Source organism: Janthinobacterium tructae, assembly GCF_006517255.1.
In the GTDB taxonomy this organism is placed as follows: domain Bacteria; phylum Pseudomonadota; class Gammaproteobacteria; order Burkholderiales; family Burkholderiaceae_D; genus Janthinobacterium; species Janthinobacterium tructae.
Window position 1 is genome coordinate 2,480,602 of record NZ_CP041185.1, and the last position, 26,984, is coordinate 2,507,585.

Here is a 26,984-nt window from a genome sequence, read left to right on the forward strand (position 1 = left end):
CCGGTTCCACATTATCCTACATAAATAAATTGTTTGCCAATGGAGCATCAGGACTGGGGGTTGGTCTTTGATTGTTGCCTGGATTCCGCATGGATCCCGGCGTTTCGCGCAGGCGTCATGGCGACCCGTTGCGCTTGTTAGCCGATTCATGCACAGACGCGCTGGCGGCGCGAAATAAAGACAGAATGCCTGCGGCTTCCCGGAAATGATTGCGAATACGCGGAAAACTTGGCAGCATGGCAAATAAAACGGCTGCATGCCAGGCAAGGTCAATTTCTATAAAACCAAGTTTCTGACAAGGAGGCATATCGACGTACCCGATGGAGGCCATGCGATATATAGCTGTTCAACTGCGGCGCGGAATGCGTCCGTGCAAGCAACCTGAAACTGATCCTCAAACCATGATAAAAAAAATGACCTTGGCAGTACTCTTTGCCGCCCTGATTCCCTTCTACGGATGCCAGGCGCAAACCATGGCAGAAACGAAACCCGTTTCCGCCGAAGTCACCACCACCCTGACGCCCGACATCGGCGGCATCAAGCAAGTGCTGGAAATCAAGACTGACGACGCGACCAAACCCGTGCTCCTGTTCTTGTCCGGCGGGCCGGGAAGCTCCATGATCAAGGGCGCGGATGCCTTTACCAATGTGTTGAAAAGCCGATTTACGATTGTGCAATGGGATCAGCGCGACGCGGGGAAAACCTTGAAACTGAATCCTTCCCCCACGCAGCCATCCGTCGGGCAGATGGAGCAGGACACGTATCAAGTCATCCAATTCCTGCGCAAAGAATTAAAACAGGAAAAAATATACTTGCTGGGCAGTTCCTGGGGTAACGTCCTGGGCTTTTACATCGTCAAGCATCATCCGGAATTGCTGCATGCTTATTTTGCATCCAATCCTGTCGTGAGCCAGCTGGACAGCGAGAAAGAATTGCTGCAAGCCTTGAAAGCCCACTTCAAGGACAATGCCCTCGCCAGCCAGGAACTGGACAGCATCAGTTTCCCGTTTGCCAGTGACGAAAGCATGTTTTATTTAAGGAAATGGCTTTTTTACAAGGATGGCAAGGAATTTGCAACGACTGCGGGTTTCAAGACGGGCTTTCTTCAATGGTCAAAAACCTGGTCGCCAGTCTGGAACGAGGTCATGCACATTGATCTGCCCAAGACCTTGAAAAGCGTTGACTGCCCCGTGTATTTTTTCGTCGGCAAGAACGATATCCAGACCTCGACCAGGATCACGCAAGCGTATTTTGAGACCTTGAAGGCGCCAAAGAAGGGACTGTTTTTCTTTGACCATTCCGGGCATCAAATACACCAGGATGAACCGGTGAAATTTCAAGAAGCCATCATCAAGACATTGGAGACAATTCAACCGAACAAGTAAGAGCGTCTGAAACGCAAAAAGCCCAACCGGTAAAAGGCTGGGCTTTTTGCTACTACATGTTCTGGCTCCCCGACCTGGACTCGAACCAGGGACCTGCGGATTAACAGTCCGTCGCTCTACCAACTGAGCTATCAGGGAAACGAGGCCGCATTTTATAGGGTAAATTTTGCGATGTCCAGATTTCCCCGGAAAAAGATGTCTTTTCCTGCCTTACCTTGCCCGGCGGTCAGCCAGGATGCTCTTGCGGATAGTAGTCAAATACCAGCACACGGCCCAGCCATGGCTTGAGTTGCTCGACAAAGGCCAGGTGGGCCGGATGGGTCAGATACACGTCGCGCGCGCCGGCATCGTCGAAGGTCAGGGTAAAGCAATCGGTAAAGCCATCATCGAGGCCTTCCGGGCTGACGTTCGGTCCCCATTCAAATTGCCGCACGCCGGGAATGCGGTGTTTCAGCTGCGAGAACTCGTAGACGAGTTCGGCATGCTTGGCGGAAGTGATGCCATCGAGGAAGTCGCACAGGACGATGTGGCGCAAGGCGGAGGTACAAGTCATGGGAAGGGGCTCCTGAAGTGATGCATTCAGGATAGCGCAAAATGCGATCACGCACAGGCCAGCCCTGCTGACGGCGCCGGAAAACAAAAAAGGCCATGTTTTTCAACATGGCCTTCCGAATTCTGGCTCCCCGACCTGGACTCGAACCAGGGACCTGCGGATTAACAGTCCGTCGCTCTACCAACTGAGCTATCAGGGAAAAGAGGCCGTATTATATAGGCCGAACCTGGCGCTGTCCAGATTTCCATAGGGGAAATCTTATCTTGCCCAAAGTTACGCCCTGGCGCCGCACAAACAAAAAAGGCCACGTTTTTCAACGTGGCCTTCCGAATTCTGGCTCCCCGACCTGGACTCGAACCAGGGACCTGCGGATTAACAGTCCGTCGCTCTACCAACTGAGCTATCAGGGAAAAGAGGCAATATTATATGCCGGTTGTTTCGTATTTGCAAGACTCGTACTACATGTCGACAAACACGGCCATCGCCGACTTTCCACTGCCATCAGCGCTACACTTGGATGCAGCGCCGAAGAAGCAAGATCTTAAAGCACTTTGGCGATCGCGTCAATGACGATGTCGATATTGCGCGAATTCAACGCTGCCACGCAGATACGGCCCGTGTCGACGGCGTAGATCGATTGCTCGCGCAGGGTCGCTACCTGCTCCTTGGTGAGACCGGAGTACGAGAACATGCCGATTTGCTGGCGCACGAATTCGAAGTCGTGGCCTGGTGCCTTGACCTTCAGTTTTTCCACGAAGGCATTGCGCATTTCACGGATGCGCACGCGCATGCCGGCCAGTTCCTCTTCCCACAGCTGGCGCAGTTCCGGCGTGGCCAGGACGGTGGCGACCACCTTGCCGCCGTGTACTGGCGGGTTCGAGTAGTTGGTGCGCACGACGCGTTTCAATTGCGACAACAGACGGGCCGCTTCGTCGGCGCTCGATGCGACGACGCTCAGGGCGCCCACGCGCTCGCCGTACAGCGAGAACGATTTCGAGAACGAGTTCGATACCAGCAGCGGGCCGCCCGCGTCGGCGAAGCGGCGCACCACGGCGCCGTCTTCGGCGATGCCGTTGGCGAAACCTTGATAGGCCATGTCCAGGAACGGCACCAGGCCGCGCGACGTGACCACGCTGATGATCTGATCCCACTGGGCCACGCTCAGGTCGGCGCCGGTCGGGTTGTGGCAGCAGGCGTGCAGCACGACGATGGAGCCGGCTGGCATGGCATTCAGGCTGGCCAGCATGCCGTCGAAGTTCACGCCATGGGTGGCGGCATCGTAGTACGTGTAGTTATTCACGACGAAACCGGCGCTTTCGAACAGCGCGCGGTGGTTTTCCCAGCTCGGGTCGCTGATGTAGACTTGGGCACCCGGCGCGAAGCGCTGCAAGAAGTCGGCACCGATCTTCAGTGCACCCGTGCCGCCGATGGCTTGCACGGTCACGGCGCGGCGCTCTTGAATAACGGCGCTATCGGCGCCAAATACGAGTTCTTGCACCGCCTTGTCGTAGGCAGCCAGGCCTTCGATCGGCAGATAGGTGCGTGGCGAGGCCTGTTCGATCAAGATGGCTTCCGCCTTGCGTACGCAAGCTAACAGAGGCACCTTGCCGTTGTCGTCATAATAGACGCCAACGCCCAGATTGATTTTGGCGGGATTCTGGTCCGCGTTAAATGCTTCGGTGATGCCCAGGATCGGGTCGCGTGGGGCCATCTCGATGGCGCTAAACAGACTGGCAGAAACAGTTGGGTTCGTCATGATAAGATTGGATTCGATTGGAAGCAGGTTCACAGCGGAGTTGTAGACAGCGCCCCAAAATACAACGCCAGGGCCGCCAGCAGAGCACTATTCTAACAAAGGTCTGATTCACATGCCCGAATTATCTACCGCCAGCGAGGCGGAAAGCGCAATTATCTCTTTCCCGGATTCCCCCTTCAAGCTGCACCAGCCCTTCTCTCCGGCCGGCGATCAGCCGGCGGCGATCGCCCAGTTATCCGAGGGGATCGCCGACGGACTGGCCTTCCAGACCCTGCTGGGCGTGACCGGTTCCGGCAAGACCTACACCATGGCCAACGTCATCGCGCGCATGGGCCGGCCCGCCATCGTCTTCGCCCCCAACAAGACGCTGGCGGCGCAGCTGTACAGCGAGTTCCGCGACTTTTTCCCGCAAAATGCGGTCGAATACTTCGTCAGTTACTACGATTACTACCAGCCCGAAGCCTACGTGCCGCAGCGCGACCTGTTCATCGAAAAGGACTCGTCGATCAACGAGCATATCGAGCAGATGCGCCTGTCGTGCACCAAGTCGCTGATGGAGCGGCGCGACGTCATCATCGTCGCCACCGTCTCGGCCATCTACGGTATCGGTAACCCCAACGAATACCACCAGATGATCCTGACGTTGCGCGTAAAAGACAGAGTCAGCCAGCGCGACGTCATCGCGCGCCTGATCCAGATGCAGTACACGCGCAACGAGGTCGATTTCGGCCGCGGCACCTTCCGCGTGCGCGGCGATACCATCGACATCTTCCCCGCCGAGCATGCGGAACTGGCCGTGCGCCTGGAAATGTTCGACGACGAGATCGAATCGATCCAGCTGTTCGACCCGCTGACGGGCAGAGTACGGCAAAAAATCCCCCGCTTCACCGTGTACCCGGGTTCGCACTATGTGACGCCCCGCTCCACCGTGCTGCGCGCCGTGGAAACCATCAAGGACGAGCTGCGCGAACGCCTCGAGTTCTTCCGCAAGGAAAATAAACTGATCGAAGAGCAGCGGCTGGAACAGCGCACGCGCTTCGACCTGGAAATGATGGCCGAAATCGGTTTCACCAAGGGCATCGAGAACTACTCGCGCCACCTGTCCGGCGCGCTGCCGGGCGAACCGCCGCCCACCCTGGTCGACTATCTGCCGCCCGACGCGCTGATGTTCCTCGACGAGTCGCACGTGCTGACGGGCCAATTGAGCGCCATGTACAACGGTGACCGCTCGCGCAAGACGAACCTGGTCGATTACGGCTTCCGCCTGCCGTCGGCGCTGGACAACCGGCCCTTGAAATTCGAGGAATTCGAACAGAAGATGCGCCAGACGGTGTTCGTCTCGGCCACGCCGGGCGACTACGAAAAAAACCATTCCGACCAGGTGGTCGAACAGGTGGTCCGCCCCACGGGCCTGGTCGACCCGCAGATCATCGTGCGCCCCGCCAGCACGCAGGTGGACGACCTGATGTCGGAAATCGTCGAGCGCATCAAGAAGGACGAGCGCGTGCTGGTCACCACGCTCACCAAGCGCATGTCGGAACAATTGACGGAATACCTGGGCGATCACGGCATCAAGGTGCGCTACCTGCACAGCGATATCGAAACGGTGGAGCGCGTGGAAATCCTGCGCGACCTGCGCCTGGGCACCTTCGACGTGCTGGTGGGGATCAACCTGCTGCGCGAGGGCCTGGACTTGCCGGAAGTGTCGCTGGTCGCCATCCTCGACGCGGACAAGGAAGGCTTCTTGCGCTCCGAGCGCAGCCTGATCCAGACCATCGGGCGCGCCGCGCGTAACCTGAACGGTACGGCGATCCTGTACGGCGACCGCATCACTGACTCCATGCGCCGCGCCATCGACGAGACGGAACGCCGCCGCGCCAAGCAGATCGCCTTCAATACGGCCAACAACATCATCCCGATCGGCGTGAAAAAATCGATCCGCGAAATGATCGACGGCGTCTACAGCCCGCAGGAAGCGCGCGACAACCTGCAAGTGGCGCAGGAAGCGGCGAAGTTCGAAGCCATGAGCGAAAAACAGGTCAGCAAGGAAATCAAGCGCCTGGAAAAACTGATGCTCGACCACGCCAAGAACCTGGAGTTCGAAAAGGCGGCGCAGGTGCGCGACCAGCTGCACATCCTCAAGCAGCAGCTGTTCGGCGCACCGGGCACGGACAATGTGGCGTCGATACTGGGCAAATGAATACCATGCCATGCGTAGGTCGGATTAGGCCCTGCGGGCCGTAATCCGACAACATTGTTGGCGCTGGTGGTGGTGTCGGATTACGCGGCCTTGCCGCTACTCCGGCAGCGAGTAATCGATGTCGTAGAAATGCTGGCCGTTTTCAATGCGGATGGCCAGCGTGCCGCTGATCCCCGTCAGTTGCCCCGTGCCGGAATGCGGCACGATGACGATAGTCAGCTGCTGTCTGCCGTCGGCCATCGTGCCCGCATGCTGCGCCACGAAGCTGCCCTCCCTGCCCTCCAGCACGCCCGTGATGGCTTCCATCGCGACATAGCCAGCCGCGCCTTGGGTGTCGGTCACGGCATTGAGCATTTCGCCCTTGGCCGTGGCGACCAGGTCGCCCGCATACACCTTCTCAAGCAGCACCCTTCCCAAGCTCGTGCGCCCCGCGCGTTGCGGCGCCGTGGCCGGCGTCATGCTGATGCTAAAACTTCCCGTAGCGTGCGCGTGCATGCGATGATCTCCTTCTGTAGATGCAGACGAGGCGACGCCGGCTGGCGCCACCGATAGACAACATGCGGCCAGCAGCAGGCCAGCCAGACTGTGTGATTTCATGATTCCCTTTCCATCGATGCGAGAGAACCATCCTAAGGCCGCGCAGGAGACAAATATTGGATAAAACCGACAGCACGATAAATCTGCTCGCCGCGCGCGGCCAGGCGCCAAAAGGCATCGTCGACCCGCAGGCGGCGGCGCGCCGCATACGCCTGGCAACCTATCCACCGGCTGCCGCGCTGGCGCCGTTTGTCGACTACTTCTGGGTGGTGGAATGGGACAGGCGAGGCTGCGCGCCGGAGACGCAGCGCGTGCTGCCCTACCCGAACGCCCACCTGGTCTTCGACCTTGGGCGCACCGCCATTCATGGCGTGGTGCGCGGCGCCTTTGACCGGCCGTTGAGCGGTGCGGGCAAAGTATTGGGCGTGCGTTTCGCGCCGGGCGGCCTGCGCCCGCTCATCACGCAACCACTGTCGACCTTCACCGACACGACCATCGCGGCCAATGCGCTGCTGGGCATGCCGGCAGCGCAGGCCGAGGCGCGGGTGTTAGGCGAGTCCGACGATCTGGCCATGGTGGCGCAGGTACAGGCACTGCTGCTGGCAAGGCTGCCGCAGGTCGATGACGCCGCCCTGCTGGCCGCCAGGCTGACCGCAGCGGCGGCAGCCCACAACGGCCCGGCAAGCGTGGCACAACTGTGCGAAAACATGGCCATCGGCGAGCGCAAGCTGCAGCGCCTGTTTGCCAACTACGTGGGCGTGCCGCCGAAATGGGTGATCCAACGCTACCGCCTGCAGGAGGCGATCTGGCGCCTGGCGCAGCCCGATGCGCCCGACCTGGCCAGCCTGGCGCATGCACTGGGCTTTTTTGACCAGGCCCATTTCAGCCGCAGTTTTGCGGAACTGGTGGGCAGCACGCCGTTCGACTATCGCCGCTCGCAGCTGGCGACAGTCGCCTAAGAGCCTATCCCAGTAGGGAGCGTCTTCTGCTGGCAGCGCATCAGGAGCGCGGACAAGGCGTGAGGAGGACGCGTGGCGAGCCACGCAACGACGATCAACGCAGTCCCCGCTTCTGAGGGGCGCCAGCAGGGGATGTATTCATCTACTGGGATAGGCTCTAAGGCCCACCCCTTTAAAGGTGTACATTGACAGCCCCGTCTTTTAATACCCGTGCCGTTGATACGTGGCGTCGCGCAACAGCGCCGGCCACGTAGCCTTTTTTCACTGTTTTTTTCGGGCCGCGAGGGTGTTTGCGCAGCGTTTTTGGTTTGGCGTAAGCGGCAATCTGAAGCAGTAATTTGCTCAGCTCTGATGCACACATGGCGTCGTAACGCTGCCATGCTTTGGTTGGCACAGCCATCACCATGCCGGCATAGTGCGCTCGCACCTCCACGGCCACATAAAACGGCGATAGCTCAATGCCGCTGGCAACTAGGTCGTGCGCGGCGCTTACCGCGCACTGCAAGACAGTCAGCACGTTATAGGCCAGGATCGCGATACCGAACGCGAACAAGGCTGCGCGCGGGTGTCCGAGAGTCTTGACTTCACTGTGCAAGACCGATTCGAGCCGCTGGAACATTGTCTCGATCCGCCAGCGCTTGCTGTATAGGCGAGCAATGGCGCGTGCGCTGAAATGCTCTTTTGGTAGATTCGTCAGTAATCGGAGAATCATTTCGCCATCGTCAGTGGGCTTGTAAAGTTGCAGTTCAATGCGACGTGATGCTACCTTCTGTCCTGTAGCTCCAGGGATGGCAACGCACTGTTCAAAGACGGCGCCGGTCGCGATTCTCCCTCGATATGTCAGCTCGTCGAGCGGTGCCGGATTGGGCGTACGACCGTGCTCACGCACGATGAAGGCACACCCACGGCGATCCCATTCGGACAGGATCATGCGCGTGCTGAAGTTGCGATCAGCAATCCACAGGTCGCCCGGATGCGAACGCTCCAGTAACGGCGGCATCACGGCGCGTTCCTGCGAGTGTGCATCTTCGCAAGGCTCCATATCGACGACCAGGCCCGAATCAGGGTCATACACCACAAGGGACTGGCCAGGCATTGCGGCGCCGCGAAAGGCGCGTAAAGGCTTCAACCGCTTTTCGCTTGCAGGCAAATGGTTACCGTCCACGATTCGGGTGCGGTAACCCGGAACCAGCGGTGCATTCCCCTGCAAAAATGGCGTGATCACATCTCCAAGGCGCTCGACGCTGCCGGTGACCAGCGCCCGTACCAGGTTCGGCTCGGTACGCTTGACCTTGTCATATAAAGCTTGCACCGAAACAGGCAAATCAGGGTAAGCCTGCGCTGCAGCGTGAAGCGATGGCCGCAGCCCAACTGCGACCACGGACATCAGTTCGACTGTCGTCGAGAACAGTAGCTCCCTCTGGTACTGGGCGCCACGTTCGCGCTCGAAAAGTGCATCGACCCAAGCAGGATCGAGGGCACGTTGCAGCGCCAGCCTTGCCATTACAGTCAGCGGGCTGATTTTTGCGCAGTGCGATACCACAGCATTCATCATCATGGCAGTTTCCTCCTGTCCCAGTTAGATGATGTTTGCTACAAAGAGTGCAGGTTTTATCTCATCTGTGACGACGCACCTTTAAAGGGGTGGCTCTAAGGCCAGACTGGCCGTCGCATGTGAAACAAGCTGTCCGGACCGATTTCAAAATAATCGGCCGGGCCGCCGCCGCGCAAGACAGGAGCAGCTGCGGCGGTGTCGTACACACCTTCCACGAGCAGATGGCGCGCGATATGCACGCCCACCACTTCCCCCAGTACCAGCCAGCTGCCGACGCCGTCCCCATTCAATCCTTGCAGCTCGATGATCTGCGTGCGCCGGCATTCGAAGGACACGGGACTCTCGGCCACGCGCGGCACCTTGACAATGCGCGAGGCAGCCGGCGTCAGGCCGGCGAGCGCGAATTCGTCGACCTCGGGCGGCGCCGGCGCGCAACTGATGTTCATCGCCTCGGCCAGCGGCCGCGTCGCCAGGTTCCACACGAATTCACCCGTCTGCTCGATATTGCGCAAGGTATCCTTGCGGCCGATGCTGGAAAAACCGATCAGCGGCGGCGTGTAATTGAACGCATTGAAAAAACTGTAGGGCGCCAGATTGAGCACGCCTGCGCTGCTGCGCGTGGCGATCCAGCCGATGGGACGCGGCCCCACGATGGCGTTGAAGGGATCATGCGGCAGGCCGTGGCCCTGCGCAGGTTCATAAAAGTGTATGGGATCAAGCACGCGCGTTCCTGAAGTCAAAAGAAGTCAAAGGCACCCGGGGATGGAATGCCTGGAACGACAGCTTACTGGAATAGCCGCCACCGCGCTGCCGGCGCGCCGGCGCCAGGCGTGCCCGCGCACAGACTACCAGCGCGACAATTGTATGGCACGCGGCACGCGGCCTCGCTTATGATGAGACAACTCAACCCTTATCATTGCGCTACCGCCCATGCATACCCTCACGCTGCACCAGAAAGTATTCTTGCTCCTCTTGAGCATCGTCACCATCGGCTTCGGCTGGATACTGGCGCCGTATGCGGGCGCCATCTTCTGGGGCGTCGTCCTGGCGATCCTGTTCGCGCCCGTGTACCGCTGGCTGCTGCGGAAAACCAGGGGCCGCGCCGGCCTGGCGTCGCTGCTGACCTTGCTGCTCATCGTCGTCATCGTGATCCTGCCGCTGTCGCTCATTTCCGTGTCGCTGGTGAACCAGGCGGCCAGCGTCGTGGCGATGGTACGTTCGGGCGAAATCACGGTCGGCATGTTCTTCAATAAAATCATGGCGGTACTGCCGCAATGGTCGATCAATTTGCTCGAACGCTTCCACCTGAGCAGCCTGGCCAGCCTGCAGGACAAGCTGGCCGAGGGCGCCAAGCAGGTGAGCCAGGTGGTGGCGGTGAAAGCCATCAATGTTGGCCTGTACACCTTCGAATTCCTCACCAGCCTGTGCATCATGCTGTACCTGCTGTTTTTCCTCATGCGCGATGGCTCCACCCTGTCGGCCCGCATCAAGGGCGCCGTACCGCTGAGCCGCAAGTACAAGCAGCGCCTGTTCACCAATTTCACCACGGTGATCCGCGCCACCGTGAAGGGCAACATCCTCGTGGCGATCGCCCAGGGCGCCCTCGGCGGCCTGGCGTTCTGGTTCCTCGACGTGCCCGCACCCCTGCTGTGGGCAGTGCTGATGGCTTTCCTGTCACTGCTGCCAGCCGTCGGCGCCGCCCTCGTCTGGGCGCCCGTGGCCGTCTACTTCCTGGCCACGGGCGCCATCTGGCAAGGCGCAGGCCTGGCCGCTTTCGGCGTCTTCGTCATCGGCCTGGTCGACAACGTGCTGCGTCCCATCCTGGTCGGCAAGGACACCAAGATGCCCGACTACGTGGTGCTGCTGTCGACCGTGGGTGGCATGGCCCTGTTTGGCCTGAACGGCTTCGTCATCGGCCCCGTGGTGGCAGCCCTGTTCATCGCTTCGTGGGATCTGTTCGTCTCGGCCAGCGAATTCCAGGCCGAAGATTAGGGCGTGGCGGCCTGGAGTGACGGCTTGAGAACATCATCGCGCAGGCGCGTTTTTCAGTACCCTGGGGAGCACAATCCGCGTTCTGCCCGAAACCTGTTTACAGCGCTGTTGCGAATTTGCATACTGATGCCACCTTCACCACCGTGGGCGCGACACCGATGCGCATTGACCTTGCACGACAGGAGCATGATTTTTCTCTCGGCCAGCGTGCCCATGGCCCGTACATCGCCGCGATTATCCTGCTGCACCTGGCGCTGTTCTGGGCGGCCACGCGGCCCGCACACACCAGAATCGAGCACGATGACCGGGTCTGGCTGCAGCTGATGCCGCCACTGCCGCCAACAAGAGGGTTCATTCCACCCGCCGAGCCCAATCCGGCGCCGGCACGTCCGCCAGCCCTTCCATCGAGCGTGGCAAGCGTGTCGCCACCGAAGGAGGCGACGGCACCGCTGCAGGACCAGCCGCAAGACGATGTCCTGCCGGCAGAACCGGTGCCTGCCGCACCCAAGGCCGCCCCCCTCCCCCTGGCGCAACAGGCGCTGCAGGCAGCCGGCGCCATCGACCGCCAGTTGCGCGCAGAGCATCCGCAGGAGTTCGTGGCGCCACCCGAGACGGCGCACACGCGCCTGGCGAAAGGCTTCGCGCAAGCGCATGCAGCGGTCAAGCCGAAGTGGTTCGAAGCGGCGCGTATCGAACTGTGGAGCGCACCAAACGATCCCAAGCGCATCTACCGCGTCATTACGGCGACCGGTGAATACTGCATCTATTTGCCGGACAAAGGCAACATGACGCTCAACCTCAGCGCGCGATCCGGCTACGCCGGTTTTGGCGAAGGGACCGCGGCACCTTGTCCCATCCGGTTTTAATAGCGCTCGATAGCGGAAAAGCGCGCCGTTTCAGGCAAACACAGGGCGGAAAAAACTGCGCTCGTAGCTGACGATGCAGCGCGTCTCCTCCGCGTAGCGGAAGGCGGCCTGGCACTCGGCGTCCTGCATCGAGTCGCTGCGGTACTGTTCATACAGGGCCAGGCTGGGAAACGAGAACATGGCCAGCGCGACGTTGCTGGCGCCTTCGGACGGCAAAAAGTAGCCGTGGTGCTGGCCGCCGAAACGTTCGACCAGCGGTATCCACAGCTTGCCGTAGGCTTCGAATTCCCGCAATTTATACGGGTCGATGATGTAGCGCAAATAACAGGTGATCATGCGGTTTCCTTGTGAAGGTTCAACTCCATCAGCATGCCAGCTTCCCACGAGCCGATGGCGGCCAGTGGCGAAGCAGGCAAGAAGTCCAGCGCGCAGGGGTAGATAAAATCTTCCTGCGCCAGCACGCCGAGACCGGGCCAGCCATAAAACAGCAGCTTGCCCTTGCCGATGCGTCCCAGCGCGCTGCCGTCGGGCAGCCAGCGCAAGGCGTTGCCCGTACCGCCGCCCGCCTCCACGGGCACCTTGGCCAGACAACTGCCGTCGGCCAGCGCGTACACGGACAGATACTGCGCACCGCCGGCGTGGTGCAGCACGGCCAGAGACTCCCCGTCCGGCGACGGCGCGCACGACATCAGGCCTGGCAGCGACAGCACCACGCGCCCGCCGCCGTCTTGCAAGGGCCAGTCCCACACACTGCAGTAGTCAAGCGGCTGCACCTGCCCCTCGTCCACCAATTTGACGCCGTGCTGGAGCAGCAAACGCCGCCCGCCATCGATGGCGTAGACTCCCCGCAGCATCTCGCCCGGATGCTCCTGCGTGAAAAGCGTCTCGCCCGTTTGCGCGTCGCGCATCCGCAGACGGCCATCCCAGCCGCCGTCGGCCAGATACCGGCTGCACGGCGACCATGCGGGACCGCAGCCTTCGCCATCCTTCTTGTTCTGCAAGTTCAGCAGCAACTGGCCCGCCTGCGCATCCACCACGGCGATCTGGCCCGTCGTGCTCTTGATAGCCAGCCGGCTGCCATCGGGCGAGAAGGCCATGTCCGACATGTGCGCGATGAATTTTCCGCGCCACAGCTTGGTTCGCGCCGCCACGTCCCACAGGACCAGGTCGCGGCCCAGCACGGCCAGGCGCGTGCCATCGGGCGAAAACCGTACACCGTAGCTGCAGCCCAGCTTCAGGGGCTTCGACCCTGCCGTCATGGGCGCGCCAGGCGGTACACCACGCTGTCGAGGTCGTAGTGGCGTTCCATGCCCACGTATTGCATGCCCAGGCGCGTCATGACCTTGATCGAGGCGGCATTGTCCGGGTGCGCCACGGCCACCACTTCGGGCGCGCCGACGACGTCGAAGGCATGCGCGACGATCGCTTGCGCCGCTTCGCTGGCATAGCCCTTGCCCCAGCCAGAGCGCGCCAGGCGCCAGCCGATTTCATGCGGCTTGGCCTTGTCGCCGCCGATATGCTGCAAGCAGGCCAGCCCCACCAGCACCTCATCTTCGGTACGCATCAAGGCCCACCACGAATAGCCCCACTCGGCCCAGCGGCCCATGATGCGGGCAACGGCGGCGCGCGTGTGCTCTTCCGTCTCCGGCTGGCCCGCATTCAGGTAGGTCATCACTTCGGTATCCGAGTTCATGGCATGCATGGCGTCGTAATGCTGCTCGGTGACGGGTTCGAGGCGCAGCCGCGCCGTGTGCAAAATGGTCATGCCAGACTCCTTCAGACGAAAAAAAAGACGATACATGATCGTCTTTTTTTTGCAAGAGCGCACGCAATTACTTGCCTGCTTCGCCCTTCTTGATCCACGCCGCCAGCTGGTGCGGACGCAGGCCGTCATAGTCTTCGAACGGCTGATGGATCCACGGGTTGTGCGGCAGTTCGTCGAGGAAGTAGTCAGGACGCACGACGGAGCAGCCTTTCAGCCAGATCACGGCCGATTTGACTTCGGTCACGTCAGGGAAGTTTTCCTTCAGGTGACGCGTGACCTTGTCCAGCGTGACGCCCGAATCGGCCAGGTCGTCGACCAGCAGGATGCGGCCGGCCAGCGGGCCCTTGGTCATGGTCATGTACTTGGCGATATCGAGATCGCCGCGCACGGTGCCTGCGTCTTCACGGTAGGAGCTGGTCGACAGGATGGCCAGCGGCAAATCAAAAATGCGCGAGAACACGTCGCCGGGACGCACGCCGCCGCGCGCCAGGCACAGTACCTGGTCAAATTTCCAGCCCGATTCGTAGACCTTGAGCGCCAGGCGCTCGATCAGGCGGTGGTACTCTTCCCAGTTGACCCAGAGATGTTGATCGTTCGATTGTGGGGTAGTCATGATAGTGAAATCTTATTCTTAGCGTGATTAAAAAAATCCGCCTTGCGGCGGATTGTGTCCAGCAGCTTACTCGAATGGGTGGCGCAGCACGATCGTTTCTTCACGATCGGGACCGGTCGAAACCATGTCCACCGGTACGCCGACCAGTTCTTCGATGCGCTTGATGTAAGCGCGCGCCGTCGCCGGCAGGGCCGCCAGCGATTTCGCGCCGACCGTGCTTTCCGTCCAGCCTGGCATTTCTTCGTACACCGGTACGCAACGTGCTGCTTCTTCAGCGCCCGATGGGAAGATGTCCGTGGCCACGCCGTCGATGGTGTAGCCGGTGCACAGTTTCAGCGTTTCGATACCGTCCAGTACGTCCAGTTTGGTCAGGCACATGCCCGTCACACCATTGATCTGCACGGAGCGGCGCAGCAAGGCGGCGTCAAACCAGCCGCAGCGGCGGGCACGGCCCGTCACGGTACCGAATTCATGGCCGACTTGCGCCAGGTGGTGGCCCACGCCTGCATCCGTTGGCAGTTCCGAAGGGAACGGACCGGAACCGACGCGCGTCGTGTAAGCCTTCGTGATGCCCATGATGTAGTGCAGCATGCCTGGACCTACGCCCGAACCGGCGGCGGCATTGCCGGCCACGCAGTTCGACGAGGTGACGAACGGGTAGGTGCCGTGGTCGACGTCAAGCAGGGAGCCCTGCGCGCCTTCGAACAGCAGGTTCGCGCCGGCCTTGTGCGCCTTGTACAGCGCGCTCGACACGTCGGTGACCATCGGACGCAGGCGCGGCACATAGGCCAGCGCGTCGTCGAGGGTCTTCTGATAGTCGACTTTCGGCGCCTTCAGGTAGTTTTCCAGCACGAAGTTGTGGTAATCGAGGTTTTCGGCCAGCTTTTCAGCGAAGCGCTTCTCGTTCAGCAGATCGGCGATACGGATCGCGCGGCGCGCCACTTTGTCTTCATAGGCCGGGCCGATGCCCTTGCCGGTGGTGCCGATCTTCGCATCGCCACGCTTGACTTCACGCGCCAGGTCGATCGCGGTGTGGTACGGCAGAATCACGGGCGCCGCGTCCGACACTTTCAGGCGCGAGGCGACTTCGACGCCGACAGCTTCGAGCTTGTCGATTTCGCGCAGCACGTCCGGCACGGAAACGACCACGCCGTTACCGATGTAGCAGGCGACGCCTGGACGCATGATGCCCGAAGGGATCAGTTGCAGCGCGGTTTTCACGCCGCCGATGACCAGCGTGTGGCCTGCATTGTGGCCGCCCTGAAAGCGCACCACACCTTGGGCGTGATCGGTCAACCAATCGACGATCTTGCCTTTACCCTCATCGCCCCATTGGGTGCCGATGACAACGACGTTCTTTGCCATAATTTTCTTTGACATCACTCAACCTAAGTTTTTAAGAATCCAGCTACTACCATTATCGGCAAGTACCAGCACGCGATCGCACTCGAACTCGTCTTGTTCATTACTGTGACCCGGCATACTCTGGATCACGACCTCGCCCGCCTTGCGCAACTCGGCGATTTTTTCCTTCAATTCTGGCGCGCTGCCCCACGGCGCGCGGATCGAATGCTTCCGTTCCGCGGTCGGCAACAGGCGCGCCAGTTCGCGCAAATCGAGCGAGAAGCCGGTCGCGGGACGAGCCCGGCCGAACGCTTCGCCGACGTGGTCATAACGGCCGCCGCGCGCAACCGCGTTCGGCAAGCCAGGTACATACAGCGCAAACATCGCGCCGCTTTCATATTGGTAGCCGCGCAGGTCGGCCAGGTCGATCGCCACTTCCGCGCGACCCAGCGCAGATCCTGCCAGCGCGGCCAGCTCGGCCAGCGCCTTCAGCACGCCCGGCAGCGGCGGCAGCACTTCGCGCGCACGCGCCAGCACGTCGATGTCGCCGTACAGGTTCGGCAAGGCCAGCAAAGCATCGCGCGTGACGGGATCGTAGGCGGCAGTCAGCGCACGCAGGCCCGGCGCATCTTTCGCACGCAGCAAGGTGTACAGCGCAGCCTCGTCGCGCACGGCAGCGGCGTCTTGCGCAATGATAGCGCGCAACAGACCGACGTGCGACAAATCCAGGCGGACCGCGTCGAAACCGGCCAGTGCCAGCGAAGCGAGCGCCAGTTCCTGGATCTCGGCATCGGCTTCCAGGCCGGCGTGGCCATAGATTTCGGCGCCGATCTGCAGCGGTTCGCGGGTGGCATGCAGACCCGACGGACGGGTATGCAGCACGCTGCCGGCGTAGCACAGGCGGGTCACGGTGGCACGGTTCAGCAGGTGCGCGTCGATGCGCGCCACTTGCGTCGTCATGTCGGCACGCAGGCCGAGCATGCGGCCCGACAGCTGGTCGACCAGTTTAAAGGTGCGCAGGTCGGTATCCTTGCCAGCGCCGGTCATCAGCGATTCCAGATACTCGAGCAGCGGCGGCATCACCAGTTCATATCCGTACAGACGGAAATTATCCAGCATGAGGCGGCGCAGCTCTTCGATCTTGCGCGCTTCCGACGGCAGAACATCGGCAATATTTTCGGGCAAAAGCCAATTCGGCATGAGGGAGCGAGATACGGAAGAAAGTTGAAAAAATGCATCATGCGAGGCAGCGGCGAGCGCGCCAGGCAAGAGGCCGAACCTGATATTTTACGCGAAAACACGGGCCTTTAGGGACAAGTTCTCCGAATAGCTGCCACACAGCCCTAAAAACACCGCATTTTACGCCTTCCCGCAACAGCCTGGGCGCAGCAAAAAAAACGGGGCCGGCATTGACGCCGGCCCCGCTGCTGCTGCCACCCGTCCTTGCGGCCAGGCGCAGTCTCGATGCTGCCTTACTTCTTGGATGGAGCGGCCGTGCCGTTACCCTTGAAGTACTTGAAGAATTCCGAACTCGGATCGACCACCATCACGTCGCCCTTGTCCTTGAACGTGGCGCGATAGGCTTCCAGGCTACGGTAAAACTTGTAGAACTCCGGATTCTTGCCAAACGCTTCCGCATACACCTGCGACGCCTTGGCATCGCCCTCGCCGCGGATCTTCTCGGCTTCGCGATACGCTTCGGCCAGGATCACCGTGCGCTGCTTGTCGGCGTCGGCGCGGATTTTCTCGGAGTCGGCCGAACCGGTGGAACGCAGCTCATTGGCCACGCGCACGCGCTCGGACTTCATGCGCTCGTACACGGAGTTGTTGATCTGCTCGACGTAATCGACGCGTTTCAGGCGCACATCGACGATGCCCACGCCGATAGCCTCGGCCTCGGCCGCCACCTTGGCTTTGATCGCCTGCATCACCTTGCCACGCTCGCCCGAGATCACTTCGCGCACGGTGCGCTTGGTGATTTCATCGTTCAGGGCGGCCTTGACGATTTGCGACATGCGGTTGCGGGCGCGGCTTTCATCGCCGCCGAAGCTGCGGAAATAGGTCTTCGGATTGACGATGCGCCACTTCACATACGCGTCAACGAGGATGTTCTTCTTCTCGGCCGTGATGAAGCGCTCCGGCTCCGGCGTGTCGAGCGTCAGGATGCGCTTGTCCAGGTAGATAACGTTCTGGAACGGCGGCGGCAGCTTGAAGTACAAGCCAGGTTCGCTGATCACGTCCTTGACTTCACCGAGGGCGAAGACGATAGCGTATTTACGCTGATCGACGACAAACACGGTCGAGGAAAGGAGCATGATCGCGATAAAGCCCGCGATCAGGGCGGCAACGATACGGTTCATTAGCGGCTCTCCCGTTCACGCGAAGAGCGGCTGTCGCGGCGCTGATTGACTTCTACTGTCGGCATGGCTTCCTGTGGTAAAACGGTGTTGGCTGCGGGTGTCGCGGCAGCACGGGCGGCAGCAGCGGCAGCATCGGTGGCAGCCGTCTGGGCGATCAACTTGTCGAGCGGCAGATACAGCAGATTGCTGCCCGTCTTGGCATCAACCATGACCTTGCTGGCACTGCTGAACACTTGCTGCATCGTTTCCAGGTACATGCGGTCGCGCGTGACGGCCGGCGCCTTCTGGTACTCAACCAGCACCTGCTTGAAGCGCGAGGCATTACCTTCGGAGTTCTCGGTCACCATGGCCCGGTAGGCCTCGGCTTCCTGCACCAGGCGGAATGCTGCGCCGCGTGCTTTTGGAATGACGTCGTTGGCGTAGGCCTGGCCTTCATTCTTCTGGCGCTCACGGTCCTGGCCTGCCTTGACGGCATCGTCGAAAGCGGCTTGCACCTGCTCTGGCGGCTGCACGGCCTGCATCGTCACGTTGTTGATCAACACGCCAGCCTTGTAACCTTCAAGAATTTGCTGCATCAATTTCTGCGTGTCGAATGCCACTTTTTCGCGGCCTTCATACAGCACGAAGTCCATCTTGCTGCGGCCGACCACTTCGCGGATCGCCGTCTCGGCGACTTGGCGCAAGGTGTCTTCCTGGTCGCGCAGGCTGAACAGCCATTCCACGGGATCTTTCAGCGTGTACTGCACCGCGAACTGGATGTCGATGATGTTTTCATCGTCCGTCAGCATCAGCGACTCGCTGGCCTGCTTGTTGCGCAGCGACTGGCGGTAACCCACTTCCACCGTGCGCACCTGCGACACGTTGACGGTTTCATCGGTCTGGAACGGATACGGCCAGCGCCAGTTGAGACCGGCCGGCGCCGTGCGCGTGTATTGGCCAAACGTCAGCACCACGCCGCTCTGGCCCTCTTGCACGATGAAGGCGCCGCTGGCGAGCCAGATGAAGACGGCGATCACGCCGACCACGCCGGCGGTGATGCCCGCACCCTTCATGTCGGGACGCGGGCCGCTGCCGCCACCGTTGTTATTGCCGCCGTTGTCGGGACGGTTCTTCTGTCCGAAAAAGGCGTTCAGGCGCTGATTGAAATCGCGCCACAACTGATCGAGGTCCGGCGGACCTTCGCCGGGTTTTTTGCCTTCTTGGGCTTTCTTGCCGTCGTCCTTGCGATTGCCCCAGCGGGGATCGTTCAGGGACAACTTCAAGCCTGTTTTTTTGAGTAGGGAGACAAGCATAACTATCGTGTTCCGACTTGGGAGTGGGTGGAAATCCTATCGTCCTCGCCAGGCTCTTCGTCCTGGTCCGGGGCGGCGCCATCGTGCTGGTCGTACTGACCGTCCAACTGATCTTCCTGCGGTGCTGCGTCGTTCTGATACAGGTGCGCCGAACCAGGCGCCTTCCTGGCCATCTCGACAATCGCATCGCGCAGCAGGTCGAGCCCGCTGCCCTTCTGCGCACTCACGAACACGCGACTGATCGTAGCATATTCGTCGCGCTCCACCGAAGGCTCCAGCCCGGCCGCGTCGATCTTGTTCCACACGAGGATTTGCGGAATGTGATCGGCGCCGATCTCTTTCAAGACCAGATTGACCTGCTCGATCTGCTCCATGCGTACCGGCGACGCAGCGTCGACGACATGCAGCAGCAAATCGGCATGGATGGTTTCTTCGAGCGTGGCGCGGAAAGCGGCCACCAATTGATGCGGCAATTCGCGCACGAAGCCGACCGTGTCGGAGATCACCACGTTGCCCACTTCCTGGCCCAGGTAAACCCGGCGCGAGGTGGTGTCGAGGGTGGCGAACAACTGGTCGGCAACATACACGCCGGCCTTGGTCACGGCATTGAACAGGGTCGACTTGCCGGCATTGGTATAGCCGACCAGGGACACCGAGAATGTGTGATTGCGGCCGCGTGCGCGGCGCTGCGTTTCGCGCTGCTTGTGCAGCTTTTCCAGGCGGGCGCGCAAGGCCTTGACACGGTCGCCGATCAGCCGGCGGTCGGTCTCGAGCTGCGTCTCGCCGGGACCGCGCAAGCCGATACCGCCCTTTTGCCGCTCAAGGTGGGTCCAGCCGCGGATCAGGCGCGTGGCCAGATGCTGCAGCTGGGCCAGCTCGACTTGCAGCTTGCCCTCGTGGCTCTTGGCGCGCTGCGCAAAGATATCGAGGATCAGGCTGGTACGGTCGAGCACCCGCACATTCAGGCGCTTTTCCAGATTGCGCTGCTGGGCAGGTGAGAGGGCGTGATTGAAGATGACGATTTCCAGGCCATCGTTGACGACGACGTCGCCAATTTCATCGGCCTTGCCGCTGCCGACGAAATACGCGGAATCGGGACTGGAACGCTTGGCGGTAATGGTGGAAATCGGGTCCGCGCCAGCCGAACGCGACAACAGCATGAGTTCTTCCATGCTGGCGTCGAAGTCGCTGTGACCGAAGTCAACCCCGACTAGTACGGCGCGCATGATGGCATCAGACAAGTTGCGGCGGACGCCGACGCCGATGCAAACGCATCAGCGCCGCTGGCGCGGACGGAGGCGATGGAGGGTGAAAGGCGCTGGGCCTTCAAGCTCAACGCTTTACTCCGCTTCAGATTCAATATTGAGATTGACGGCACGGGCCGGCACCACTGTCGAGATGGCATGCTTGTACACCATCTGTGTCACCGTATTGCGCAGCAATACGACATATTGATCGAACGATTCGATATGGCCCTGCAATTTAATGCCATTGACCAGGTAGATCGAGACAGGAACATGCTCTTTGCGTAATGCATTGAGGAATGGGTCTTGTAACAGTTGCCCTTTGTTGCTCATAACAGCTCCGTTGTTTATGTTGTTGTGTAAGAATTGGAGGCGACTCGCTTGATTTCAAGTGCTCTCACACCTTTCAAAGAAAGAAAGATGCGTCATAGCTACTGTAACCTGTTTTCGCGATCGCTGTCGCGCATGGCGCATTAACACTTTATTATTTCCGTGCAAACAGCCATTAATGGTTGTCGGCGCCGCATTATCTCTGCGGCGCCTTAATATGCACTTAATCCAGCGATGAACTCATTACTTGCTCGGCGTGCGTGCAAACGGGTTTTTACCCGTACGCAATTCGATGCGCAGCGGCGTGCCGACCAGCGCAAACGTATCGCGGAAATGTTTTTCCAGATAGCGTTTGTACGGATCGCCGACGGCGTCGAGCGCATTGCCGTGAATCACGATCACCGGCGGGTTCATGCCGCCCTGGTGGGCGTAGCGCAGCTTCGGACGGATCGAGCCCTTGCGGCGCGGCTCCTGCTTCTCCACGGCCTCGATCAGGGCGCGCGTCAGCTTCGGCGTCGACAGGTCGCACATGGCGGCTGCATACGCGGCGTTGAGCGACTTCATCAATGGACCGATGTTGGTGCCCTTCAGCGCCGAAATGAAATGCATCTGCGCGAACGACAGGAAATCGAGCTTGCGGTCGATATCGATCTTGATCTCGTCGCGTTCGTGCGATTGCAAGCCATCCCATTTATTCACGGCCACCACCAGCGCGCGGCCCGATTCCAGGATGAAGCCGGCGATATGCGCGTCTTGTTCGGAAATATCCTGCTGCGCGTCGAGCATCAGCACGACCACGTTGGCTTCGGAAATCGATTGCAGGGTTTTCACCACCGAGAATTTCTCGATCGCTTCAAACACCTTGCCGCGGCGGCGGATACCGGCCGTGTCGATCAGCGTGTATTGCTGGCCATCGCGCTCGAACGGGATTTCGATCGAGTCGCGCGTCGTGCCCGGCATGTCGAAGGCGATCACGCGCTCTTCGCCCAGCAGCGTGTTGATCAAGGTCGACTTGCCCACGTTCGGACGGCCGACGAGGGCGATCTTGATGCCGCGATCGGTCTTTTCCAGCTCTTCAGGCTCATCCGGACGCTGCGCGAACGCCAGGTCCAGCATCACTTCGACGAGGTCGTTGACACCGTCGCCGTGCGCCGACGAAATCGCATACGGATCGCCCATGCCCAATTCATAGAATTCGGACACGACGGCCGTATAGCGCATGCCTTCGCTTTTGTTCACCACCAGCAAGACCGGGCGACCGCTCTTGCGCAGGAAGTCAACGATGGTCTTGTCATGCGGGGTCAGGCCTTGACGGCCGTCCACGATGAACACCACCACATCGGCCTCGGCCACGGCCTGCTTGGTCTGCAGTGCCATCTGGTGCATGATGCCTTCCTTGGCGACGGGTTCGAAACCACCCGTATCGATGACCAGGAAGGGACGTTCGCCGACACGGCCTTCGCCATAGTGACGATCGCGCGTCAACCCAGGCAAATCCGCCACCAGCGCATCGCGCGAGCGGGTCAGACGATTGAATAAAGTCGATTTCCCAACATTGGGTCGACCTACTAGTGCAATTACCGGCTTCATTGTATTACTCGACCGCGAGAGCGGTCACTGTCCCTGATTGGGTTTGAAAAATCAAATTCGAACCGGCAACAACGGGAGCCGAAACAATCGGGCTTCCATCGGTGCTGACACGACCTATTAATGCGCCATCTTCCCGTGACAGGAAGTGGATATAACCTTGATAGTCACCGACGGCGACGCTGCGGCCGAAAGAGGCCGGCGTCGACAGGCGGCGGCGCGCCAGCGCCTCATTCTTCCAGGCGCTCTGGCCGCCTTCGCGGCTGAACGCCACCACGGCGCCCTGGGCGTCGGCGGCAAACACGAAACGCTGGTCGACGGCCACGCCCACATCGGACGAGATCGGCTTGGTCCAGCGCGGCACGCCCGTAGCGGCATCGAAACAGCCCGCCTTGCCCTGATACGTGACGGCGCACACTTCACCCTCGAACACCACCGGCGTGCCGGCGATGTCGGAGACGCGCTCCAGTTCGGTAGCGCCGCGCGGTTCGCTGACGACGATCTCCCAGCGTACCACACCGGTGGCCGCCGTCAGTGCCAGCAGCTTGCCGCCCGGCTGGGCCACGTAGACATTCGCGCCGCCCAGCACCATGCCCGGCGCATTGCGCAGGGTCAGTGCCGGCGTGGCGCGCTGCACCGTCCACTTGCGCTCGCCCGTCTTGGCATCGAAGCCGACGATGCGGTTATCCACGCTGCGCACCACGACCACGCCCTGCCCCACGACGGGTGCCGTCAATACTTCGCTGGACGCCTGTGCCTTCCACAACTGCTTGCCATCGGCGTCAAACGCCAGCACGGCGCCCTTGGCGGCGCCCACGGCCACCACGCTGCCATCGCTACCGGCGCTCGACGTGATGTCGCTGCCGGCCTTGACGCGCCAGGTTTCACGGCCGCTGGCCGCATCCAGGCGCGCCAGCGCGCCATCGGCATTGACCACGTACAGGCTGTTGCCGGCCAGCGCAGGCGTAAACGCGTACACGCCGGCCTTGCCGATCGAATACTTCCAGGCGTCGCGCACGGCAATGCTCGATTTTAACTCGACCAGCTTGGCCGGTTCGACTTTCGGGTCTTTCGAGGCGAACGGGTTCCAGGACGAGCAACCTGCCATCAGGGCCAACAGACTTGCAGCTACCAGCTTTTCAGTGACACGCATAAGTGTTATCCAACCTTTTTCTTGTACTTGTAAGGGCAAGGCAGGCGGCGGGTACGCCGCGCAGCAAAACCATCAGTGTTCCTGTCAGGCGGCGGCCTTGTCAGCCTTGGCCTTGTCTTCCGGTACCGTACCGCCAATCGCTTCCAGTTTGACCTGGATCAGTTGACGGCCTGGATTGTTCTTGTCCGTCGCGGCTATCGCGGCCAGGTAGGCCGTGCGTGCATCGGCCAGCTTGTTTTGCGCCACCAGGATGTCGCCCTTGCGGTCGGCCACGGCACCGGCAAATTGCGCCACGGAAGCCGTCGCCAGCACTTTCAACGCTTCATCGTAGGCTTTTTCGTCCAGCAAGACACCGGCCAGGCGCAGCTTGGCGATGACCTTGTACTCTTCCGTGCCATGCTCGGCTACCCATTGCAGCTGGGTCTTGGCCGTTTTCAGGTCATTCGCGTCGAACGCCACCTTGGCCGCGGCCAGGGCGCTCATCTGCGCATATGCCGTGCCGCTGAAGCGCGACTGCATGTCGCCGGCCGCGCGCATCACCTTGGCCGTGTCCTTGGCGGCGATGGCGTTTTGCAGTTCGTCGTACAGCTGGCCCGCTTGCGCAGCCTGCGTGCGCTGGTAGTACTGCCAGCCAGCCCAGCCGCTATAGCCTGCCAGCGCCACGATCAGGACCCAGGAGGTCAGATTGCCATTGCGCTGCCACCAGGCCTTCAGGGTTGCCAGTTGTTCTTGTTCTTCGTGATCGTATGCCATGTGTCGTCAGTTTTAATGAGTAGTTGATCGAGGGTAGTACGGTCTTACTTCAAATCAATGGTGGTGATGCACATGGCCGCCAGGACCGTGGTCGTGGCCGCAATCGTGGTCGCCGATGATCTGGTCCACCACGTAATCGACGACATCGTCGAACGGTACCGTGCTCTGCTGCGCGCCGGCATCGGCTTCGCGCATGGCTTTCACCGTGGCGACATTGTTGGCGATTTCATCGTCGCCCATGATCACGGCAAACGCCGCGCCGCTGGCATCGGCCTTTTTCATTTGCGTCTTGAAGCTGCCGCCGCCGTTGCTCGCTGCGCAATGTAGCACAACGTCGAGGCCCGCATCGCGAATCCGCTCGGCCAGCACGAACGCTTGCAAGCCTGCCTGCTCGCCCTGGTGCACCAGGTACACGTCGCACTGGGCCGGCGCTTCCGGTTCAGCCGCATCCTTCATCAGCAGCACCAGGCGTTCGACGCCCATGCCGAAACCGACGGCTGGCGTCGATTTGCCACCGAACATTTCCACCATGCCGTCGTAGCGGCCACCGGCGCACACCGTGCCTTGCGCGCCCAGCTTGTCGCTGACCCACTCGAACACCGTGCGGTTGTAGTAATCGAGGCCGCGCACCAGGCGTGGATTGATGGTGAACGGGATATTGTTGTGGTTCAAGATCTTCTGCACGCCATGGAAGTGCGCCAGCGATTCCTCGCCCAGGTAATCGAGCAGTTTCGGCGCGCCATTGACCAGGTCCTGCATGGCAGGATTCTTGGTGTCGAGGATGCGCAGCGGATTGCTGTGCAGGCGGCGCTTGGCTTCTTCGTCCAGCAGCTCACTGTGGCTTTCCAGGTAGGTGATCAGGTCGGCGCGGTGGCGCAGACGCTCGGCCGCGTCGCCGATCGAGTTCAATTCCAGACGGATGCCTTCCAGGCCCAGGTCATCCCACAGACGGCGCGACAGCATGATGATCTCGGCGTCGATATCAGGCCCCGTAAAACCGATGGCTTCCACGCCGAACTGGTGGAACTGGCGATAGCGGCCCTTTTGCGGGCGCTCGTGGCGGAACATCTGGCCCTTGTACCACAGGCGTTTCGGGCCTTCGTAGACGAGGTTGTGTTCGACCACGGCGCGCACCACGCCGGCCGTGCCTTCAGGACGCAGGGTCAGGTTGTCGCCGTTCATCGAATCGGTGAACGAGTACATTTCCTTTTCCACGATATCGGTCACGGCGCCGATGGCGCGCGCGAACAATTTCGTTTCTTCCACGATCGGCGTGCGGATCTGCTGGAAGCCATAGCTTTGCAGCACGGATTGCGCCGTATTTTCAAACAATTCCCACAGCGGGGCGTCGGCGGGCAGCACGTCATTCATGCCTTTGACGGCGGTGATTTTATCGAGCTTTTTATTTTCGGACATAGTGTTCTCTTTAACTTGATTGTCGGATTACGCGCGTAGCGCTAATCCGACCTACGCTGCTGCGCCATAATGGCTTTTAACATAATTGAGGACGATGTCCTGGAATTCCTCGACGATGCGTTCGCCGCGCAGGGTGACGACTTTTTCGCCGTCGACAAACACGGGCGCGGCCGGCGACTCGCCCGTGCCGGGCAGGCTGATGCCGATGTTCGCATGCTTCGATTCACCGGGGCCGTTGACGATGCAGCCCATGACGGCCACGTTCATCGCTTCCACGCCCGGATACGATTTTTTCCATTCCGGCATCTGCTCGCGCAGATACGTCTGGATGTTGTCGGCCAGCTCCTGGAAGGTGGTCGATGTGGTGCGGCCACAGCCCGGACAGGCAATCACCATCGGCGCGAACTTGCGCAAGCCCATGGTTTGCAAAATTTCCTGACCGACGATCACTTCGCGCGTGCGGTCACCGCCCGGCTCTGGCGTGAGCGAGATGCGGATGGTGTCGCCGATGCCCTCTTGCAGCAGCACGGACAGCGCCGCGGTGGACGCCACGATGCCCTTGCTGCCCATGCCCGCTTCCGTCAGGCCCAGGTGCAGCGGATAATCGCAGCGCTGGGCCAGTTCGCGGTACACGGCGATCAGGTCTTGCACGCCCGAGACCTTGCACGACAGGATGATCTTGTCGCGGCCCAGGCCCAGCTCTTCGGCGCGCACGGCATTTTCAATCGCCGACGTCACCAGCGCTTCATACATGACGGCTTGCGCCGGCCACGGGTCGCTGCGGCCCGCGTTTTCGTCCATGATGCGCGCCAGCAAGGCTTGATCGAGGCTGCCCCAGTTCACGCCGATGCGCACCGGCTTGTCGTACTTGCAAGCCGCTTCGATCATTTGCGCAAATTGCGTGTCGCGCTTGGCGCCCTTGCCCACATTGCCCGGATTGATGCGGTACTTCGACAGCGCGCGCGCGCAATCGGGGTAATCGTTGAGCAGGGTATGGCCGTTATAGTGAAAATCGCCCACCAGCGGCACGTCGATGTCCATCTTGTCGAGCTGCTCGCGGATATACGGCACGGCGGCCGCCGCTTCCGGACGGTCCACCGTCAGGCGCACCAGTTCCGAACCGGCACGCGCCAGTTCCTTGATCTGGATCGCCGTGCCGATGGCGTCGGCCGTATCCGTGTTCGTCATCGACTGCACCACCACGGGGGCGTCGCCGCCCACCCAGATCTGGCGCTGGCCGTGCGCGATCAGCACCTTGCGGCTGTCGCGGCGGCCGGAAGGACCGGAGCCGATCGCTGTTTTCGAGGTAGCCATAATATTATCT

25 protein-coding genes and 3 tRNA genes are annotated in these 26,984 nt (G+C 60.9%); 5 read left to right on the plus strand and 23 right to left on the minus strand.

The genetic code is table 11. The annotated features are described in order from the left end of the window. Positions 1–329: 329 nt before the first annotated feature. Positions 330–1,385 carry an alpha/beta fold hydrolase gene (locus FJQ89_RS10910; protein WP_243136513.1) on the plus strand — a complete coding sequence of 352 codons (1,056 nt, stop codon included), beginning with the start codon at positions 330–332 and terminating at the stop codon, positions 1,383–1,385. A 62-nt stretch (positions 1,386–1,447) separates the two neighbouring features. On the opposite strand, the gene FJQ89_RS10915 is transcribed toward FJQ89_RS10910, so the two are convergent. The 5 genes from FJQ89_RS10915 to FJQ89_RS10935 all read right to left on the minus strand — a co-directional run bounded on the left by FJQ89_RS10915 (position 1,448) and on the right by FJQ89_RS10935 (position 3,694). Next, positions 1,448–1,523, minus strand: a tRNA-Asn gene (locus FJQ89_RS10915). Between the two features lie 88 nt (positions 1,524–1,611). Beyond that, a complete protein-coding gene (locus FJQ89_RS10920) occupies positions 1,612–1,938 on the minus strand; it encodes a Dabb family protein (protein WP_116745121.1) in 327 nt (108 codons plus the stop codon). A 123-nt stretch (positions 1,939–2,061) separates the two neighbouring features. After that, positions 2,062–2,137 (minus strand) — tRNA-Asn (locus FJQ89_RS10925). Between the two features lie 135 nt (positions 2,138–2,272). Then, a tRNA-Asn gene (locus FJQ89_RS10930) sits at positions 2,273–2,348 on the minus strand. A 131-nt stretch (positions 2,349–2,479) separates the two neighbouring features. Beyond that, complete coding sequence (locus tag FJQ89_RS10935; protein WP_205704597.1) at positions 2,480–3,694, minus strand: amino acid aminotransferase; 1,215 nt, start codon at positions 3,692–3,694, stop codon at positions 2,480–2,482. 112 nt (positions 3,695–3,806) lie between these two features. Here FJQ89_RS10935 and uvrB point away from each other — a divergent pair, with 112 nt between their 5' ends. After that, positions 3,807–5,894: an excinuclease ABC subunit UvrB gene (gene uvrB, locus FJQ89_RS10940; RefSeq protein ID WP_141170193.1), complete on the plus strand. Its 2,088-nt coding sequence runs from the start codon at positions 3,807–3,809 to the stop codon at positions 5,892–5,894. Between the two features lie 96 nt (positions 5,895–5,990). Here the strand turns inward: uvrB and FJQ89_RS10945 are convergent, their stop codons facing one another. Further along, positions 5,991–6,491: a DUF3224 domain-containing protein gene (locus FJQ89_RS10945; RefSeq protein WP_243136514.1), complete on the minus strand. Its 501-nt coding sequence runs from the start codon at positions 6,489–6,491 to the stop codon at positions 5,991–5,993. Positions 6,492–6,547: 56 nt separating this feature from the next. Here FJQ89_RS10945 and FJQ89_RS10950 point away from each other — a divergent pair, with 56 nt between their 5' ends. Further along, positions 6,548–7,390, plus strand: a complete 843-nt coding sequence (locus FJQ89_RS10950) for a helix-turn-helix domain-containing protein (RefSeq protein WP_243136515.1) — start codon at positions 6,548–6,550, stop codon at positions 7,388–7,390. Between the two features lie 172 nt (positions 7,391–7,562). On the opposite strand, the gene FJQ89_RS10955 is transcribed toward FJQ89_RS10950, so the two are convergent. Together FJQ89_RS10955 and FJQ89_RS10960 are read right to left on the minus strand one after the other, a co-directional pair. Beyond that, a complete protein-coding gene (locus FJQ89_RS10955; RefSeq protein WP_141172643.1) occupies positions 7,563–8,894 on the minus strand; it encodes an IS4 family transposase in 1,332 nt (443 codons plus the stop codon). 146 nt (positions 8,895–9,040) lie between these two features. Continuing rightward, the gene (locus FJQ89_RS10960) at positions 9,041–9,667 is read right to left on the minus strand and encodes a flavin reductase family protein (protein WP_141170194.1); all 627 of its coding nucleotides are present in this window, start codon (positions 9,665–9,667) and stop codon (positions 9,041–9,043) included. 208 nt (positions 9,668–9,875) lie between these two features. Between FJQ89_RS10960 and FJQ89_RS10965 the strand changes: the two genes are divergently transcribed. Together FJQ89_RS10965 and FJQ89_RS10970 are read left to right on the plus strand one after the other, a co-directional pair. Beyond that, positions 9,876–10,937: an AI-2E family transporter gene (locus FJQ89_RS10965; protein WP_141170195.1), complete on the plus strand. Its 1,062-nt coding sequence runs from the start codon at positions 9,876–9,878 to the stop codon at positions 10,935–10,937. Between the two features lie 116 nt (positions 10,938–11,053). After that, a complete protein-coding gene (locus tag FJQ89_RS10970; RefSeq protein WP_141170196.1) occupies positions 11,054–11,803 on the plus strand; it encodes a hypothetical protein in 750 nt (249 codons plus the stop codon). Between the two features lie 30 nt (positions 11,804–11,833). Here the strand turns inward: FJQ89_RS10970 and FJQ89_RS10975 are convergent, their stop codons facing one another. The 15 genes from FJQ89_RS10975 to ispG form a co-directional block, all read right to left on the minus strand. Further along, positions 11,834–12,139, minus strand: a complete 306-nt coding sequence (locus tag FJQ89_RS10975; RefSeq protein WP_034752016.1) for an NIPSNAP family protein — start codon at positions 12,137–12,139, stop codon at positions 11,834–11,836. Then, positions 12,136–13,062 (minus strand): WD40 repeat domain-containing protein, encoded by a 927-nt coding sequence (locus FJQ89_RS10980; protein WP_141170197.1) that lies wholly within the window; start codon positions 13,060–13,062, stop codon positions 12,136–12,138. The genes FJQ89_RS10975 and FJQ89_RS10980 overlap by 4 nt, the downstream gene beginning before the upstream one ends. Then, entirely contained in the window at positions 13,059–13,568 is a 510-nt protein-coding gene (locus FJQ89_RS10985) for a GNAT family N-acetyltransferase (RefSeq protein WP_071076286.1), read from the minus strand. The genes FJQ89_RS10980 and FJQ89_RS10985 overlap by 4 nt, the downstream gene beginning before the upstream one ends. Positions 13,569–13,635: 67 nt before the next feature. After that, on the minus strand, positions 13,636–14,181 hold the full coding sequence (locus FJQ89_RS10990; RefSeq protein ID WP_034752020.1) for a phosphoribosyltransferase: 546 nt from the start codon (positions 14,179–14,181) through the stop codon (positions 13,636–13,638). A 66-nt stretch (positions 14,182–14,247) separates the two neighbouring features. After that, positions 14,248–15,561, minus strand: coding sequence for an adenylosuccinate synthase (locus tag FJQ89_RS10995; protein WP_096236844.1), 1,314 nt, complete (start codon positions 15,559–15,561; stop codon positions 14,248–14,250). A gap of 3 nt (positions 15,562–15,564) precedes the next feature. Further along, positions 15,565–16,725 (minus strand): ATP phosphoribosyltransferase regulatory subunit, encoded by a 1,161-nt coding sequence (locus FJQ89_RS11000; protein WP_141170198.1) that lies wholly within the window; start codon positions 16,723–16,725, stop codon positions 15,565–15,567. A gap of 272 nt (positions 16,726–16,997) precedes the next feature. Then, positions 16,998–17,885: a protease modulator HflC gene (gene hflC / locus FJQ89_RS11005; protein WP_141170199.1), complete on the minus strand. Its 888-nt coding sequence runs from the start codon at positions 17,883–17,885 to the stop codon at positions 16,998–17,000. After that, positions 17,885–19,177, minus strand: coding sequence for an FtsH protease activity modulator HflK (hflK, locus tag FJQ89_RS11010; RefSeq protein ID WP_141170200.1), 1,293 nt, complete (start codon positions 19,175–19,177; stop codon positions 17,885–17,887). Before hflK ends, hflC begins: the two co-directional genes overlap by 1 nt. 2 nt (positions 19,178–19,179) lie before the next feature. Further along, positions 19,180–20,403: a GTPase HflX gene (gene hflX, locus FJQ89_RS11015; protein ID WP_141170201.1), complete on the minus strand. Its 1,224-nt coding sequence runs from the start codon at positions 20,401–20,403 to the stop codon at positions 19,180–19,182. Positions 20,404–20,517: 114 nt separating this feature from the next. Then, positions 20,518–20,754: an RNA chaperone Hfq gene (gene hfq, locus FJQ89_RS11020; protein ID WP_008450615.1), complete on the minus strand. Its 237-nt coding sequence runs from the start codon at positions 20,752–20,754 to the stop codon at positions 20,518–20,520. 240 nt (positions 20,755–20,994) lie between these two features. After that, entirely contained in the window at positions 20,995–22,341 is a 1,347-nt protein-coding gene (gene der / locus FJQ89_RS11025; RefSeq protein WP_034752028.1) for a ribosome biogenesis GTPase Der, read from the minus strand. A gap of 4 nt (positions 22,342–22,345) precedes the next feature. Further along, positions 22,346–23,491 carry an outer membrane protein assembly factor BamB gene (gene bamB / locus FJQ89_RS11030; RefSeq protein WP_141170202.1) on the minus strand — a complete coding sequence of 382 codons (1,146 nt, stop codon included), beginning with the start codon at positions 23,489–23,491 and terminating at the stop codon, positions 22,346–22,348. Between the two features lie 84 nt (positions 23,492–23,575). Beyond that, a complete protein-coding gene (locus FJQ89_RS11035) occupies positions 23,576–24,244 on the minus strand; it encodes a YfgM family protein (protein ID WP_141170203.1) in 669 nt (222 codons plus the stop codon). Between the two features lie 54 nt (positions 24,245–24,298). Next, on the minus strand, positions 24,299–25,660 hold the full coding sequence (gene hisS / locus FJQ89_RS11040; RefSeq protein ID WP_141170204.1) for a histidine--tRNA ligase: 1,362 nt from the start codon (positions 25,658–25,660) through the stop codon (positions 24,299–24,301). Between the two features lie 51 nt (positions 25,661–25,711). Beyond that, positions 25,712–26,974, minus strand: a complete 1,263-nt coding sequence (gene ispG / locus FJQ89_RS11045; protein WP_141170205.1) for a flavodoxin-dependent (E)-4-hydroxy-3-methylbut-2-enyl-diphosphate synthase — start codon at positions 26,972–26,974, stop codon at positions 25,712–25,714. Between the last annotated feature and the right edge of the window lie 10 nt (positions 26,975–26,984).